Annotated in this window: 14 protein-coding genes; all 14 read right to left on the bottom strand. The window is 71.3% G+C overall.

What is annotated here, in order from left to right:
• Nucleotides 1–645, bottom strand: a 645-nt coding sequence (locus tag ACTOWL_RS01725; protein ID WP_441319457.1) for an energy-coupling factor ABC transporter ATP-binding protein, incomplete at its 3' end; no start/stop codon positions are given.
• Nucleotides 646–661: 16 nt separating this feature from the next.
• Nucleotides 662–1237, bottom strand: coding sequence for a hypothetical protein (locus ACTOWL_RS01720; RefSeq protein WP_380307885.1), 576 nt, complete (start codon nucleotides 1235–1237; stop codon nucleotides 662–664).
• Between the two features lie 121 nt (nucleotides 1238–1358).
• A complete protein-coding gene (locus ACTOWL_RS01715; RefSeq protein WP_441319456.1) occupies nucleotides 1359–2384 on the bottom strand; it encodes an ABC transporter ATP-binding protein in 1026 nt (341 codons plus the stop codon).
• The gene (locus ACTOWL_RS01710) at nucleotides 2381–3397 is read right to left on the bottom strand and encodes an ABC transporter ATP-binding protein (RefSeq protein ID WP_441319455.1); all 1017 of its coding nucleotides are present in this window, start codon (nucleotides 3395–3397) and stop codon (nucleotides 2381–2383) included. The genes ACTOWL_RS01715 and ACTOWL_RS01710 overlap by 4 nt, the downstream gene beginning before the upstream one ends.
• Nucleotides 3397–4278: an ABC transporter permease gene (locus ACTOWL_RS01705; protein WP_441319454.1), complete on the bottom strand. Its 882-nt coding sequence runs from the start codon at nucleotides 4276–4278 to the stop codon at nucleotides 3397–3399. The genes ACTOWL_RS01710 and ACTOWL_RS01705 overlap by 1 nt, the downstream gene beginning before the upstream one ends.
• A 7-nt stretch (nucleotides 4279–4285) precedes the next feature.
• Nucleotides 4286–5236, bottom strand: coding sequence for an ABC transporter permease (locus ACTOWL_RS01700; protein ID WP_441319453.1), 951 nt, complete (start codon nucleotides 5234–5236; stop codon nucleotides 4286–4288).
• A gap of 173 nt (nucleotides 5237–5409) precedes the next feature.
• Nucleotides 5410–7083: a peptide ABC transporter substrate-binding protein gene (locus tag ACTOWL_RS01695; RefSeq protein WP_441319452.1), complete on the bottom strand. Its 1674-nt coding sequence runs from the start codon at nucleotides 7081–7083 to the stop codon at nucleotides 5410–5412.
• A 112-nt stretch (nucleotides 7084–7195) separates the two neighbouring features.
• The gene (locus ACTOWL_RS01690; RefSeq protein ID WP_441319451.1) at nucleotides 7196–8524 is read right to left on the bottom strand and encodes an NAD(P)/FAD-dependent oxidoreductase; all 1329 of its coding nucleotides are present in this window, start codon (nucleotides 8522–8524) and stop codon (nucleotides 7196–7198) included.
• Between the two features lie 37 nt (nucleotides 8525–8561).
• Nucleotides 8562–9254, bottom strand: a complete 693-nt coding sequence (locus tag ACTOWL_RS01685) for an SDR family NAD(P)-dependent oxidoreductase (protein WP_441319450.1) — start codon at nucleotides 9252–9254, stop codon at nucleotides 8562–8564.
• A gap of 24 nt (nucleotides 9255–9278) precedes the next feature.
• Nucleotides 9279–9809 carry a MarR family winged helix-turn-helix transcriptional regulator gene (locus tag ACTOWL_RS01680; RefSeq protein ID WP_441319449.1) on the bottom strand — a complete coding sequence of 177 codons (531 nt, stop codon included), beginning with the start codon at nucleotides 9807–9809 and terminating at the stop codon, nucleotides 9279–9281.
• Between the two features lie 48 nt (nucleotides 9810–9857).
• A complete protein-coding gene (locus ACTOWL_RS01675; RefSeq protein ID WP_441319448.1) occupies nucleotides 9858–11174 on the bottom strand; it encodes an NAD(P)/FAD-dependent oxidoreductase in 1317 nt (438 codons plus the stop codon).
• Nucleotides 11175–11343: 169 nt separating this feature from the next.
• Nucleotides 11344–12399, bottom strand: a complete 1056-nt coding sequence (locus tag ACTOWL_RS01670; protein ID WP_441319447.1) for an ABC transporter ATP-binding protein — start codon at nucleotides 12397–12399, stop codon at nucleotides 11344–11346.
• Entirely contained in the window at nucleotides 12375–14192 is a 1818-nt protein-coding gene (locus ACTOWL_RS01665) for a dipeptide/oligopeptide/nickel ABC transporter permease/ATP-binding protein (RefSeq protein WP_441319446.1), read from the bottom strand. The genes ACTOWL_RS01670 and ACTOWL_RS01665 overlap by 25 nt, the downstream gene beginning before the upstream one ends.
• Nucleotides 14189–15139 (bottom strand): ABC transporter permease, encoded by a 951-nt coding sequence (locus ACTOWL_RS01660; protein WP_441319445.1) that lies wholly within the window; start codon nucleotides 15137–15139, stop codon nucleotides 14189–14191. The genes ACTOWL_RS01665 and ACTOWL_RS01660 overlap by 4 nt, the downstream gene beginning before the upstream one ends.
• Between the last annotated feature and the right edge of the window lie 4 nt (nucleotides 15140–15143).

Raw genomic sequence — 15143 nt, 5'->3', positions numbered from 1 at the left:
CTTCTGCAGCAGCACGGCGTCCGCGACCGCGGCCAGGGCGCCGGCATCCTGCTCCGCCGCCAGCAGCATGGGCAGATCCCCGCCCAGCCGGGCGAGAAGCCCGGCCAGGCGCTGCCGCGCCGCCGGGTCGAGGCCGGTGGTCGGCTCGTCCAGCACCAGCAGCTCCGGCCCCGTCGCCAGCGCGGCGGCCAGGGCCACCATGCGCCGCTCACCGCCGGACAGGGTCAGCACCCGGCGGCCGAGCAGCGCCTCGAGCGACAGGGCCGAGACCAGCTGCAGCACCCGGTCCCGCACCCGCAGGCGCGGCAGGGCGCGGCTTTCGAGCGGGAAGGCGATCAAATCCTCGACCCCGAGATCCCAGAGCTGGTCGTCGAGGTTCTGGAACACGATGCCGACGCGGCGGAACAGCTCGGTCCGCGGCAGGCCGCCCAGCTCGGCGCCGCCGAGGCGGACGGAGCCGGCCAGGTGCGGCGGCCGGGACAGCTTCGGGATCACCCCGGCGGCCGCGGCCAGCAGGGTCGACTTGCCGGAGCCGTTGGCGCCGCACAGCAGCAGGCGCCCGCCGGGTTCGATCCGGAACGAGGTGGGCAGGATGGCGGGCTTCGCCGGGGCGAAGCCCACGCTCAGCGCTTTGATCTCGAGCACGGTCCGGCGCCGGCCCTCAGAACCGGGTGATGCCGGCGGTCAGGCCCGACCCGGCCAGGATCTTCAGCGCCGGCTTCACCAGCAGCGGGGTGCCGATGATCATCGGCACGATGTCCGACAGGCCGAGATACAGCAGCCCCCACCAGAACGGGAAGATGCCGAGGAAGGCCAGGCTGGCGGCCACCGCGGCCACCATCGCCAGCCCGACGACCAGGCAGGTGGCGGCGATCTTCGCCAGGCCGGCGGTGTCGATCGGCTTGCGGGCCGGATCGAACAGCAGGCCGGGCACGGCGCCGGTCAGCCCGACCATGATGCCGTCGACGATCAGCGTGTGGGCCGGGATGAAGGTGCCGGCCAGCAGCGACCAGACCAGCGACCCGACATAGCCGCAGATGAAGCCGCTGCGAAAGCCGAACAGGATGCCGACCAGAGGCGGCAGGAAGGCGAAGATGCGCCACTGGATGACGCCGGGCACCAGCTGGATCGGGTTGGCGTAGCACCACAGCACCCCGGTGGCGACGCCGGCGACCAGCGCCAGCACGATGGGGAACAGAATGTTGCGTTCGGTCTTGACGGTGGTGATGTCGGTCATGGCGGGACCTCGCTTTCGTCTCAAATTCGAAGCAAGGCCTGTGCCAGCCGCGGCAGGGCCGGAAACGGCCGGATTCGCCCTCCCCGCCAGCGTGCGGCAGGGCAGTCTGCACAGAATGTGGTCAGCCCGCCCAGGCGACGGCCGGCGCCAGCGGCGAGGCCAGGGCCAGCTCCGGCCGGATGCAGGCGCTGAGATGGCCGTCGCCGACCGCCTGCAGCGGCGGGGCGGCCTCGGCGCAGGCCGGCAGGGCGTAGCGGCAGCGGGTGCGGAAGGCGCAGCCGGAGGGCGGCGACAGCGGGCTGGGCAGCTCGCCCTTCAGCAGAATGCGCTGGCGGCGCAGCGTCGGATCCGGGATCGGCGCGGCCGACAGCAGCGCCTCGGTGTAGGGGTGGCGCGGCGTCTCGAACAGCGCCCGGGCCGGCGCGATCTCGATGATCCGGCCGAGATACATCACCGCCACCCGGTCGCAGATCTGGCCGACCACCGCCAGGTCGTGGCTGATGAAGACGATGGTCAGGTCCAGCCGCCGCTTCACCTCCATCAGCAGGTTGATGATCTGGGCCTGGACCGAGACGTCGAGGGCGGAGACCGGCTCGTCCGCCACCAGCAGCCGCGGCTCGGTCACCAGCGCCCGGGCGATGCCGATGCGCTGGCGCTGGCCGCCGGAGAATTCATGCGGGAAGCGCTCGGCATGGCTGGCGGACAGGCCGACCGTCTCCAGCGCCGCTGCCACCCGGGCCGCGCGCTCCGCCGCCGGCGGCGCGTCTTTCTGCACCCGCAGCGGCATGGCGACGATGCGGCCGACGGTCATGCGCGGGTTCAGCGACGCTGCCGGGTCCTGGAACACGAATTGCAGCCGCGGCCGGATCGGCTTGAGCTGCCGGCGGCCGAGATCGGTGATGTCGGTGCCCTCGAACAGCACCCGCCCGCCGGTCGGCCGCATCAGCCGCAACAGGGTGCGGCCCAGCGTGCTCTTGCCCGAGCCGGATTCGCCGACCAGGCCTAGCACCTCGCCCTGGCGCACGGTGAAGGAGACGCGGTCGACCGCGCGCACCTGCAGCCGCTCGCGCCCGAACAGCGAGCCGCCGACCGCGAAGGACTTGCTGAGCTCCTGCAGCTCGAGGATCGGCGGCGGTGTCGTCGTCATGCGCCAGCCGCCTCGATCTCGCGCCAGCGCAGGCAGCGCACCACCCGGCCATCGGCCTCCTCCAGCGCCGGCACCGCGGCATCGCAGGCACCGGGCCGGGCGTGGTCGCAGCGCGGGTGGAAGGAGCAGCCGGGCGGCAGCCGGCCGGGGTCCGGGACGCTGCCGGGGATGGCCGGCAGCACGCCACCGCCGAAATCCAGCCGGTCGATCCGCGGCACCGAGCGCAGCAGCCCCTGGGTGTAAGGCATGCGCGGCCGCTGCAGCAGCCCGACGGCGTCGCCGCGCTCGACGATGCGGCCGGCATACATGACCATGACGCTGTCCGCGATCTCGGCCACCACGCCGAGATTGTGGGTGACGAAGATGATCGCCATGCCGGTTTTCGCCTGCAGCGATTTCAGGAGGTCGATGATCCCGGCCTGGACGGTGACGTCCAGCGCCGTGGTCGGCTCGTCGGCGATCAGCAGGCTGGGGTCGCAGGCCAGCGCCATGGCGATCATCACCCGCTGGCGCATGCCGCCCGACAGGTGGTGCGGATAGGCGGAAAGGCGCCGCCGCGGCTCCGGGATGCCGACCAGCTCCAGCAGCTCCTCCGCCCTTGCCAGCGCCTGCTTGCGGCCGAGGCCGCGGTGGTAGGTCACCGCCTCCGCGATCTGGTCGCCGATCCGGTGCACCGGGTTCAACGAGGTCATCGGCTCCTGGAAGATCATCGAGATCTCGTCGCCGCGCACCGCCCGCATCGCCTCGGGGGCCAGCTGCAGCAGGTCGCGGGCCTGGCCGTCGCGCCCGGCGAAGCGGACCGAGCCGGCGATGGTGCAGCGCGGCACCGGCGGCAGCAGCCGCAGCACCGCCAGGCTGGTAACGCTCTTGCCCGAACCGGATTCGCCGACCAGCGCCAGGGTCTCGCCGCGGCGGACGGAGAAGGACACGTCGTTGACCACCGTCAGCGCCCCGGCTTCGCCGCGGAAGGTCACGGCCAGGTCGCGAACCTCGAGGATCGGGGCGTCCGTCATCACGATTCCAGCCGGGCGTCGAGCGCGTCGCGCAGCCCGTCGCCGATGAAGTTGAAGCTGGTCACCGCCAGGGTGATGGCGATGCCCGGGACCAGGGCCAGCCAGGGCGCCGAGGTCAGGTATTGCTGGGCGTTGTTCAGCATGTTGCCCCAGCTCGCCGTCGGCGGCTGGATGCCGTAGCCGAGGAAGCTGATATAGGCCTCCATCAGGATGGCGCGGGCCACCGTCAGGGTGGCGGCGACCACGATCGGGCCGACGGCGTTGCGCAGCAGCTCGTCGACCATGATGCGGACGTCCGACGCGCCCATCATCTCCGCCGCCAAAGTGAAGTCGCGCTCGCGCAGGGTGCGGATCTGGCTTTCGACCACCCGCGCCACCTCCATCCAGCTGGTCGCGGCGATGATCAGGGTGATGGTGATCGGGTCCGGCTTCAGCAGCGCCGCCAGGGTCAGCAGCAGGAACACGGCGGGGAAGCACAGCATGGCGTCGACCAGCCGCATCAGCACGGCGCCGACCGCCCTTCCGTAATAGCCCGCCACCACCCCGACCGCCGACCCCACGATCGTGCTGATCACCATCGCGGCGAAGGCGACGGAGAGCGAGATCCGCCCGGCCATCAGCAGCCGGGCGCAGAGGTCGCGGCCGAGCGGGTCGGTGCCGAACAGGTGCCAGCCGGTCAAAGGCGGGGAAAAGCGGGCGCGCATGTCGATGCGCAGATCGTCGAAGGGCAGCAGCCACGGCCCGGCGACGCAGGCCAGCACCAGCAGCAGGATGCAGGCGACGCCGATCATCGCCAGCTTGTGCCGGCGGAAGCGGCGCCAGCCGCGGTTGCCGGTGCGGCGGGCGATGGCGGCGTTCGGGTCGGCAGCGGCCAGGGTCATGATCCCCTCAATCCAGCCGGATGCGCGGGTCGGCGACCGCGCAGAGGATGTCGGCCAGCAGGTTGCCGAGCAGCACCAGCAGGGCCGAGACCATCAGGATCCCCATCACCACCGGATAGTCGCGGTAGCCGAGGGAATCGAGGAACAGCCGGCCCATGCCCGGCCAGGTGAACACCGTCTCGGTCACCAGCGCGCCGCCCAGCAGCGTCGGCAGCTCCAGCCCCGCCAAAGTGATCATCGGCAGCAGGGCGTTGCGCAGCGCGTGGCGGATCAGCACCCGCTTCTCCGGCAGGCCCTTGGCCCGGGCGGTGCGGATGTAGTCCTGGTTGATCACGTCGATCATCGAGGCGCGCATGTAGCGGCTCCAGACCGCCACCTCGACCAGCGCCAGCACCAGGGCCGGCGCGATCAGATGGTGCAGGAAGTCGAGCAGGGATTCGTCGCCGACCGTGTACATGCTGCCGGCCGGCAGCCATTGCAGCCGGACCGAGAACACGTAGATCACGACCAGGCCGAACCAGAAGGTCGGGATCGACAGGGCGACCATGGCCCCGACCGTCGCCAGCATGTCGGCGAAGGAATAGCGCCGCACCGCCCCCATGACGCCGATCCAGACCCCGAGCAGCACCGCGATCAGGATCGCCGTCGCCATCAGCTCGAGCGTGGCGAAGAGATGCGAGCCGATGACGTCCAGCACCGGCGCCTGGTCGCGGTAGGACCGCCCCCAGTCGCCGGTCAGCAGCCGGCTGGCCCATTCCCAGTATTGCACCGGCAGCGAACGGTCGAGGCCCATGTCATGGGCGATCTCGGCCAGCCGCGCCTGGGTCATGCCCGGGACCAGGGCGAATTGCGACAGCGGGCCGCCCGGGGTCAGGTGCAGGATGGCGAAGCCGATCATCGACACGAGCCAGAGCAGCAGCAGGCTCTGCAGCGCGCGGCCGAACAGGAATTGCGCCATGGTATCCTCCGTCCCCGGGCGGCCGCCTCAGAGACCATTTGGAAATGCTACTGGTGCGGCCGTCTGACGGCGGCTTCTGCGCTTCCGGTGCTCACGGACTTTAACGTCCGCTGCGCGCCGGTTCTCGAACCCACCGCCAGCCGATTCACACCAGCGCATTTCCAAACGGTCTCTCAGCTGGCCCAGTACCAGGTGTGGGCGTTCCAGCAATTCTCCTGGACGTTGACGTTGGGGGTGAAGCCGGTCAGGCCCTTCTTCACGCCCTGGACCATGGCGTATTGGAAGATCGGCAGGTAGGGCAGGTCCTTGCGCGTGAACTCCTGCATCTTGAAATAGGCCGCCTTGCGCTTGGCCGGGTCGACCGTCGACGCGCCCTCGGCCAGCAGCTTGTCGACATCGGCGCTCTCGTATTGCGTCGTGTTCTGGCCGCCGCCGCCCTTGGCGCCGATCGAGCGGCTGGAGAAATAGTCGGTCGCATCCGGGTCGGGCCCGACCATGAAGTAGATCCCGACCATCGCCGTCTCGAACTTCGACTGCATCCAGTAGTCGCCCCACATCACCGCCGGAGGCAGGTTGTTGATGGTCATCTTGACGCCGATGTCGAGCCAGTTCTGCTGCAGCAGCTGCTGCGCCTGCTCGCGCACATGGTTGCCGGCGGTGGTCGAGTTGACGAATTCGAGGCGCACGCCGTTCTTCTCGCGGATGCCGTCGCCGCCGGGGACCCAGCCGGCCGCGTCCAGGATCTGCTTGGCCTTGTCGGGATCATAGGCCTGCTTCGGCAGGTCCGGGTTGAACGCCCAGGACTGCTTCGGCAGGAAGGATTCGGATGGCGACGGCAGGCCGTAATAGATGCTGTCGATGATGCTCTGCTTGTCCATCGCGGTGTACAGCGCCTCGCGCACCGCCGGGTCCTGGAAGATCGGCAGCCCGCGGTTCAGCGCGATGTTCTCGATGAAGGCCTGCGGCACCGGCGAGACCTCGCGGTCGGCCAGGCCCTTGGCCTCCTCGTAATGGTCGGCGGTGATGCCCTGCAGGCCGATATAGTCGATGTCGCCGGTGGTGAACTGGGTGAACAGGACGGTCAAATCGGGGATATACTTGATCACCAGCCGCTCGAGATACGGCCCGTCCAGGTGGTAGTCCTCATGCGCGGCGAGGGTGATGTGGTCGCCCGGCACCCGCTCGACCCATTTGAACGGGCCGGTGCCGACCGGCTTGGTGGCGAAGACGGACGCGTTCGGGTCGGCCTCTTTCTCCAGCAGATGCTTCGGCACGATGAAGGTCCAGGACAGGATCGACGGATAGGGCGCGTAGGGCTTCTCCAGCTTCCAGGTCAGCTCGGTCGGGCTGACCACCGTCAGGTCGCGCACCAGCTCGTGCCCGGCCCGGCGGGCGGCGCGGAACTTCGGGTTGTTGTTCAGCTCGATCGAGAACTTGACGTCCTCGGCCGTGAACGGCGTGCCGTCATGCCATTTGACGTTGTCGCGCAGCTTGATCCGCCAGGTCAGGCCGTCGGCCGAGACGCCGCCATTCTCCAGCGTCGGCACCTCGGCCGCCAGATCGGGGATGAAGTTGCCCTGCGGGTCGACCTGCCACAGCGGGCTGAACAGGTTGAAATAGACGCCCTCATCGACCTCGATGTGCAGCATCAGCGGGTTGAACACCGTCGGCTCCTGCGACAGGCCGATCACGGCCTGGCCGGTGGGCTTGGCCGGCGGCCCGGCGGCGCGGGCGGCCTTGACCCAGCCCTGGCCGGGGCCGAGCCAGACCGCCGTGCCGGCGGCGAGCCCCGCGGCCAGCAGGCGGCGACGCGAAGTCTGGGCGAACGGCAGATCCTTGTCGGTCATGGTGAAGCTCCCTTGTTTCGTGGCCTCCAAAACCCGGCGGGGGCGGGTCTGCGCCCGTCTCCCCGCCCGGCCGTCCTACACCCCGGCCGAGGGCCGGGGCTTCGATCCGTCCCTAGACCCCGGCCATCGGCCGGGGTCTCGATCCGTCAGTGAAGCGCGAGAAGCGAAAATCCTTGGGGTCGACGATCGGGCGGGCGCCGGTCGCCAGGTCGGCGGCCAGATGCCCGGCGCCGGGGCCGATGCCGAAGCCGTGGCCGGAGAAGCCGGTCGCCACCACCAGGCCCGGCACCTCGGCGACCGTCGAGATCACCGGCACGGCGTCGGGCGTGACATCGATCAGCCCGGCCCATTCCTGCACCACCTTGGCCCCGGCGAAGGCCGGGAACTGCCGGGCCAGGGCGTCCATGGCCTTGCGGTTGGCGGCGCGGTCGGGCTCCGGGTCCAGCACCCGGGTCTTCTCATAGGGCGAGACCTGGTCCAGCGGCACCGGCGCCGCCTCGCGCCACTCCTGCAGGAAGCGATTGTCCAGGCGGATCTTCAGCCCCGACCATTCCATCCGCAGCGCCGGCAGGAAGTCGTTGAAGAAGCGGACGCTGTCCGGCACCAGCCCGGCGATGTTGGAGTTGCCGTTGGCGATGGTGTAGCCGCCGTCCTGGCGCTTGCGCAGCGCGAACTCCTTCGACCACATCGCCGTCTCCGGCGTGCCCTCCAGCGGCGCGGTGCGCTGCACGCTGGCCCGGACCTTGAGCTGCGGCAGGGTCAGGCCGAGATCCTTGAGGAAGCGCCGCGACCAGGCACCGCCGGCCACGATCACGCTGTTGCAGGCGATGCGGCCGCGCTCCGTCACCACCCCTGTGATGCGGCCACCTTCCCGGTCGACGCCGCGGACGGCGCAGTCGGTCAGGATCGCGGCGCCGGCCCGGCGCGCGGCGCGGGCGATGGCGGGGGCGGCGCGCTGCGGCTCCGCCCGCCCGTCGGAGGCGGAGTACAGCGCCGCCTTCCAGCGGCCGCCGGCACCCGGCATCAGCCGGTCGAACTCGGCCGGGGTGATCAGCCGGGCGTCGAGCTGGTAGGGCCGGGCATGCTCCAGCCAGGCCTCGTATTCGGCGATCTCCTTGTCGGTCTCGATCGCGAACAGGATGCCGCTCTGGCGGAAGCCGGTCTCGGCCTCCACCGTCTGGTTCATGCCCTCCCACAGCCGCATGCTCTCGATCACCAGCGGGATCTCCCGCGGATCGCGCCGGGTCTTGCGGCACCAGCCCCAGTTGCGGCTGGACTGCTCGCCGGCGATGTGGCCCTTCTCGCACAACGCCACCGAGACGCCGCGCTGCGCCAGGGCCAGGGCGGCGCTGGTGCCGATGATGCCGCCGCCGACGATGACCACGTCGGCCTGCTGCGGCAGCACGGCATCCGGCTCGACGCTGTCGACCTGCAGCCCCATCAGCGGCCTCCCCGCGCGACGATGACACACATCGGGCTCACCAGCTGTCCTCCAGGGTCGAATTGATCGGGATCTCGGCGATGCTCGCCGTGTCGGGCAGGTCCAGCAGGAAGGCGACGATGCGCGCCACGTCCTGCGGCTGGGTCATCGCCTCGGGCGGCCGGTTGGCGAGGCCCGCGGCCATGTCGGTGGCGACGAAGCCGGGACAGATCGCGGTGGCGCGCACGCCCTCGTCCCAGCCGGCATGGCGGATGGCATGGGTCAGGGCCAGCGCCGCGAATTTGCTGACGGCGTAAAGGCCGGAGGTCGCCGACTTCACCCGCTTGCCCGACAGCGAGGCGATGGTAACGACGCGGCCATGGCCGGAGGCGACGAGATGCGGCCAGGCGGCCCGCACCAGCCGCAGCGGCGACTTGACGTTGACCTGGATCAGGTCGTCGAGGTCGGCGTCATCCGCCGCGATCACCGTCTTCGGGATCATGATGCCGGCATTGGCGATGATCGCGTCGATCCGGCCGAACCGCTCGGCCGTGGCCTCGGCCCACAGCCGCTCCGAGCCCGGGTCGCGGGCGTCGAAGCGGTGGACCAGGGCGCCGTCCGGCGGCGTCACCCGCGCCGGGTCGCGCACGCCGAGGCTGAGCCGCCAGCCGGCGCGGGCCAGGGCGATCGCGATCTCGGCGCCGATGCCGCGGCCGGCTCCGGAGATCATGGCGACGCGGGCGTCAGTCATGGTGGTGCCTCCTGCCCCGGCGGGTCACTCGCCCGTCGGTGCCTGCTCGACATAGCCAACATAGACCTTGCGCAGGAGGCGCAGCAGATCGGCCTGCTCCTCCCCGCTCAGGATCGAGAAGAAATCGGCGGATTGGCGGCGGGCGACGGCGCGCACCTCGTCCGCCAGGCGGCGGCCCCTGCCGGTCAGGTACAGCTCGCGCGCCCGCCGCTCCTCCGGCGCGATCTTCTGCTCGACCAGCCCGGCCTGCTGCATCTGGTCGAGCAGCCGGCCCATGGCCGAACGGTCCTTGAGGATGAAATGCGCCAGCACCGAGGGCCGGATGCCCGGGTTGCGGCCGACCAGCAGCAGCGTCGAGATCTTGCCCGTGCCGCCGGCCACCTCCAGCGCTTCCATCTGCCCGTCCAGGTCGCGGCTGACCAGCAGGTTGACCGTGCGGACATAGAAGCTGAGCAGGTCGGTGAAGATGTCGAAGTCGATCTCCGAGAAGTCGATCGTCTTCGGCACCTGCGGGTTGCGCCGCGGCCGGGATCGGCCATCGCTGGTGGCGGGCATAGCCGTCCTTGGTTTCGCTGAGATGGGTCAAATCCAGGATCCGCATGGTCAGAAGGGCGGCGGGTCGAGGCCGTCGCGCCGCGCGGCGCGCTGGTCGCGGATGCGCGACCAGGCCAGCATGGCACGCGGCATGAAGCGCATATAGGCGGGCGCGCGTTGCAGCCTCTCGACCGGCAGGGCGAGGTCCTGCGGCGGCGTTCCGGTCGCCCAGTCCGCCAGCACCGTGCCCATCATCGTGCCGGTCGGCACGCCGCGGCCGGAATAGCCGAGCGAGGCGACAACGCCGGGCGCCAGGCCGTACAGCCGCGGGAAGGTGCGAGGCTGCATGTCGAGCGCGCCGGTCCAGCGGTACTGGAAGTCGATGTCGCCGAGCTGCGGCAGCAGCCATTGCAGCTTCCGCCGCATCAGCGCCGTGGTGTAGGCGGGATCGGTGCCGCGCCGCCCCTCGACGAACAGCGAGGTCACCAGCCGCCCGTCCTTGTCGTATTTCCAGATCGAGATGTCGCGCCGGCTGTCGACCACGGTGTTGTTCTCCGGCGCGATGGTGCGGCGGACGTTGTCGCCCAGCGGCTGGGTCGCCAGCACGGCGACGCCGAGCCGGGCGAAGCTCTGCTCCAGCCCCGGCCAGTAGCCGTCGGTGTAGGCGCCGGTGCCGCACACCACCTTGTCAGCCAGGACGGCGCCGGTCGGCGTCTCGACCCGCCAGCGCCCGCCCTGCGGCCGGATCGCGGTGACCGGCGAGCGGGTGAAGACCTGGGCGCCGCGGGACATGGCCGCCCGCGCCAGCCCACGGGCATAGCCGAGCGGGTTGAGATGCCCGCCCTCCGGATGGAACCAGCCGCCGCAGAAACGCGGCGACCCGGTCAGGCGCCGGGCCTCGTCGCGGTCCAGCATCCGGGTGGCCTTGCCGATTTCGGCATAGAGGCGCTGCCGCCGCTCCAGCTTCGCCAGGGCGGAACTGGCATGGGCCGCGTGGATATAGCCGGTCTGCACCGCCTCGCAGTCGATGCCGTGGCGGCGGATGATGTCGAACACCAGGTTGGCGGCGTTGGTCTGCCGCTCGATCAGCCGCGCGGCGAACGGCTCGCCCAGGATCCGCCGCACCGCCGGGAATTCGTGGACATGGAAGGTCGGGGTGCAGTGGCCGGCGTTGCGGCCCGACCCGCCATGGCCGATCTGCTCCGCCTCCAGCACCACCGCGCCGATGCCGCGCTCGCCGAGATGCAGCGCGGTCGACAGGCCGGTGTAGCCGGCGCCGATCACGCAGACCGGGGCGTCGATGGTGCCGTCCAGCGCCGTCGTCTCCGGCGCCGGGGCGGCCGTCGCGTACCACAGCGACGGCTCAAGCGGTGTCTTGTGTATCATGTCCTCCTCATCCCGGAAGAACTGACACAATTCCGATCAAAGAACACAGAATGCCTATCGCAGGCACATCATGCCTTCTTTTTCATCAGACCTTGGCCCGACAGTATGCGACCAAGCAAGTCCGGCTCTGAGACCGGTCTCAGGATCGATCGCTTCTTGGCAACTGAGGTTATGATTGTGATCGTCCACTATGGACGGAGTCAAGTGACATGTGACGAATCTGCGCGACCGCCGGCGGCTGCGTGACGTCATCGCGGATGCAGGCGAAGCGGTGGCCGGGCGCGGCGTCGCGCAGCCGTGGCACCGCCTCGGCGCAGGCCGGCAAGACATGCGGGCAGCGGGTGCGGAAGACGCAGCCGGAGGGCGGGTCGTGCGGGCTCGGCGGCTCGCCGGCCAGGCGGATGCGCTGCGGCCGCCCCTCGGCCGCGAGGCGCGGCGCCGCCGACAGCAGGGCCCGGGTGTAGGGGTGGCGGGGGGCGGTGAAGATCGTCGCCACCGGCCCCTCCTCCATCACCCGGCCGAGATACAGCACCACCACCCGGTCGCACAGGTGCCGCACCACCGGCAGGTCATGGCTGATGAACAGCATGGTCAGGCCGAGCTCGGCCCGCAGCGACGCGAGCAGCGCCATGACCTGGGCCTGGACCGAGACGTCGAGGGCCGAGACCGGCTCGTCCGCCACCAGGAAGTCCGGCTCGGTGGAAAGCGCCCGGGCGATGGCGATGCGCTGGCGCTGGCCGCCGCTGAAGGCGTGCGGATAGCGCTCGGCATGCTCCGGCTGCAGCCCGACCTGGACCAGCAGGTCGCGCACCCGCCGCCGGCGCTGCGCCCCATCGGCCAGTCGGTGGATGCGCAGCCCGTCGGCGATCTGCGGGCCGACCCGGCGCCGCGGGTCGAGGCTGGAGAACGGGTCCTGGAACACCAGCTGCATGCGCCGCCGCAACCGCCGCAGCGACTCCCGGCCGAGGCCGGAGAGATCGGTGCCGTCGAACAGCACGCGCCCGGCGCTGAGCGGCTGCAGCCCGAGCAGCAGCCGGCCGATCGTGCTCTTGCCCGAGCCGCTTTCGCCGACCAGCCCGACCGTCTCGCCGCGCGCCAGCGCCAGGCTGACCTCGGTCACCGCCTGGACCGGCCGGCCCAGGCCGAACACGCCGCGCCCGCCGAAGCGGCGGCCGATGCCCTCGGCGACGACCAACGGCGTCACAGCTCCCTCCAGCGCAGGCATCGCGTCCTCCGGTCCGCCGCGGCTTCGACGAGAAGCGGCCGCGCCGCCTCGCAGGCGCTGGCGCGCATCGGGCAGCGCTGGGCGAAGGCGCAGCCGGGCGGCAGCGCGTCCGGTGCCGGCACCACGCCGGGGATGCCGCGCGGCGGCGGCCCGTCCTCGCGCGGCGCGCTGGCCAGCAGGGCCGCGGTGTAGGGGTGCAGCGGGGCGCCGAAGACGTCGCCGGTGCGCCCCTCCTCCACCACCTCGCCGGCATACATCACCACCACCCGGTCGGCGATCTCGGACACCACCGGCAGGCTGTGGGTGACGAACAGCAGCGCCATGCCGCTCTGCTGCCGCAGCTCGGCCAGCAGGTCGAGGATCTGCGCCTGGATGGTGACGTCGAGCGCCGTGGTCGGCTCGTCGGCGATCAGCAAAGCGGGGTCGTTGGCGATGGCGATCGCGATCATCACCCGCTGCCGCATGCCGCCCGACAGCTCGTGCGGGAAGGACCGCGCCCGCCGCTCCGGGGCCGGAATGCCGACCCGGCGCAGCAGCACCACCGCCTCGCGCCGGGCAGCGGCGCCGGAGATCGCGCGGTGGGCGCGGACCGCCTCGGCGATCTGGTCGCCGACCCGGTGCACCGGGTTCAGGCTCGACGCCGGGTCCTGGAACACCATCGCCATGCTGCGGCCGCGGCGCTGCCGCATGGCCTCGGGGTCGAGCCGCAGCAGGTCCGCCCCCTGCAGCCGCACCGCCCCGCCGCCGACCTGCGCCACCGGCGGCAGCAGCCCCATCACCGCCAGGCTGGTCAGCGACTTGCCCGAGCCGCTCTCGCCCACCACCGCCACGGTCTCGCCCGCGAAGATCCGCAGCGACACGTCGCGCACCGCCGCGATCGGCTGCGGCGCGTCGATCTCGATCGACAGGCCGCGCAGGTCGAGCACCGCATCGTCTGTCGCCACAGCCTCGGCCGGGCCGGCGGCGGCGCGCTGGCGTCGGAAGGGCCGCCGCACCAGCGTCTTCGGGTCGAGGAAGTCGCGCAGCCCGTCGCACAGGGCGTTGAGCACCAGGATGGTCAGGACCAGCGCGATGCAGGGCCACAGCAGCAGCAGCGGCGCCTGGGCCATGGTGGCACGGGCGCCGCCGATCATCACCCCCAGCGACGGCGCCGGCGGCACCACGCCGAGGCCGAGGAAGGACAGGCCGGATTCCAGCACCACGGCCGAGGCGGTGGCGAGGCTGAACTGCACCAGGATCGGCCCGGCGACATTCGGCAGGATGGTGCGGGTCATGATCTCGATCCCGCCCGCGCCCTGGGCCTGCATCGCCTCGACATAGTCCTGCGACCGGGCGGACAGCACCCCGGCATAGGTCACTCGGGTGAAGGCCGGCAGATAGACCAGCGCCAGCACCGGGATCAGGGTCAGCACCCCGGGGCCGAGCAGCGTCACCACCAGCAGGGCCAGGAGTAGCGGCGGGAAGCACAGCACCACGTCCATCGAGCGGATCGCCAGGAACTCCATCACGCCGCGGAGATAGCCGCCGAGGATGCCGAGCGCGGTGCCGAGCACCCCGGCCACGGCGGCGGCGGCGAGGCCGACGAACAGCGAGGTCCTGAGCCCCCAGACCAGGCGGGAGAGGACGTCACGGCCATATTCGTCCTGGCCCAGCAGATGCGCCGCCGACGGCCCGGCGAAGCGGCGCGCCATTTCCATCCCCAGCGGGTTGGCGAGGCCGAGCAGCGGCGCCGCCGCGGCGATCAGGAGGAGGCCGGCGGTCGCCCCGGCCGCGATCCAGGGAATCCGCCTCATGCCCGGCGCACGCGCGGATCGAGGACGGCGTAGAGGATGTCGACCGCGAGATTCAGCCCGACGAACAGGATCGAGATCACCAGCACCACGCCGACGACGATCGGATAGTCGCGGGCGTTGACCGCGCCGACCAGCAGCCCGGACAGGCCCGGCCAGTTGAAGACGTATTCGACCAGCACGGTGCCGCCCAGCAGGCTGCCGAGATGCAGCGCCACCACCGTCACCACCGGCATCAGCGCGTTGCGGATGACGTGATCGGTCAGCACCTGCCGGCGAGTCACGCCCTTGGCCGTGGCGGTGCGGACGAAGTCCTGCGGCATCACCTCCAGCGCCGCGGCGCGGGTGACGCGGAAGACGATCGCCGCCAGCCCGAGCGCGATGGTGCCCGCCGGCATCAGCAGCAGGATCAGATGCTGCGTCGGGTTCTGGGCGAAGGCGACGTAGCCGCCCGCCGGCACCAGGCGCAGCTGCTGGGCGAACACCATGACCAGCAGCGTGCCGATGACGAAGACCGGCACGGCCTGGGCGAGGCCGGACAGGCCGGAGGCGATGCGGTCGAACCAGCCGCCCGCCCGCAGCGCCGCCAGCGTGCCGGCCGGGATGCCGATCACCAGGCTGATCAGCGCGGCGACGCCGATCAGCTCCAGCGTGCGCGGCAGCCGGCGCCCGATCTCGCGCGCCACCGGGCTGCCGTCGAGCATCGACACGCCGAGGTCGCCTCGCAGCAGGCCCCACAGGCTGTGGGCGTATTGCGCCAGCACCGGCCGGTCGAGGCCGAGCTGCCGGCGCAGGTCCTCGACGATGGCCGGGTCGGGCGCGACCCCGCCCTGGGACAGCAGGGTCTCGGCCGGGTCGCCCGGCACCAGGTGGATCGCCAGGAAGACGATGCTGGCGACCAGCCAGACCAGCAGGGCGGAGACGGCGAGGCGCTTGAGGAACCAGAGCATGCTC

The organism is Inquilinus sp. CA228 (assembly GCF_052078665.1).
Classification (GTDB): domain Bacteria; phylum Pseudomonadota; class Alphaproteobacteria; order DSM-16000; family Inquilinaceae; genus Inquilinus.
The sequence above is the reverse complement of the archived record's forward strand: the minus strand, read 5'-3'. Positions and strand labels throughout refer to the sequence as shown.

Coding starts and splice junctions, on each gene's coding strand:
- ACTOWL_RS01720 (WP_380307885.1), bottom strand. CDS start 1,237: ATGACCGACATCACCACCGTCAAGACCGAACGCAACATTCTGTTCCCC.
- ACTOWL_RS01715 (WP_441319456.1), bottom strand. CDS start 2,384: ATGACGACGACACCGCCGCCGATCCTCGAGCTGCAGGAGCTCAGCAAG.
- ACTOWL_RS01710 (WP_441319455.1), bottom strand. CDS start 3,397: ATGACGGACGCCCCGATCCTCGAGGTTCGCGACCTGGCCGTGACCTTC.
- ACTOWL_RS01705 (WP_441319454.1), bottom strand. CDS start 4,278: ATGACCCTGGCCGCTGCCGACCCGAACGCCGCCATCGCCCGCCGCACC.
- ACTOWL_RS01700 (WP_441319453.1), bottom strand. CDS start 5,236: ATGGCGCAATTCCTGTTCGGCCGCGCGCTGCAGAGCCTGCTGCTGCTC.
- ACTOWL_RS01695 (WP_441319452.1), bottom strand. CDS start 7,083: ATGACCGACAAGGATCTGCCGTTCGCCCAGACTTCGCGTCGCCGCCTG.
- ACTOWL_RS01690 (WP_441319451.1), bottom strand. CDS start 8,524: ATGGGGCTGCAGGTCGACAGCGTCGAGCCGGATGCCGTGCTGCCGCAG.
- ACTOWL_RS01685 (WP_441319450.1), bottom strand. CDS start 9,254: ATGACTGACGCCCGCGTCGCCATGATCTCCGGAGCCGGCCGCGGCATC.
- ACTOWL_RS01680 (WP_441319449.1), bottom strand. CDS start 9,809: ATGCCCGCCACCAGCGATGGCCGATCCCGGCCGCGGCGCAACCCGCAG.
- ACTOWL_RS01675 (WP_441319448.1), bottom strand. CDS start 11,174: ATGATACACAAGACACCGCTTGAGCCGTCGCTGTGGTACGCGACGGCC.
- ACTOWL_RS01670 (WP_441319447.1), bottom strand. CDS start 12,399: ATGCCTGCGCTGGAGGGAGCTGTGACGCCGTTGGTCGTCGCCGAGGGC.
- ACTOWL_RS01665 (WP_441319446.1), bottom strand. CDS start 14,192: ATGAGGCGGATTCCCTGGATCGCGGCCGGGGCGACCGCCGGCCTCCTC.
- ACTOWL_RS01660 (WP_441319445.1), bottom strand. CDS start 15,139: ATGCTCTGGTTCCTCAAGCGCCTCGCCGTCTCCGCCCTGCTGGTCTGG.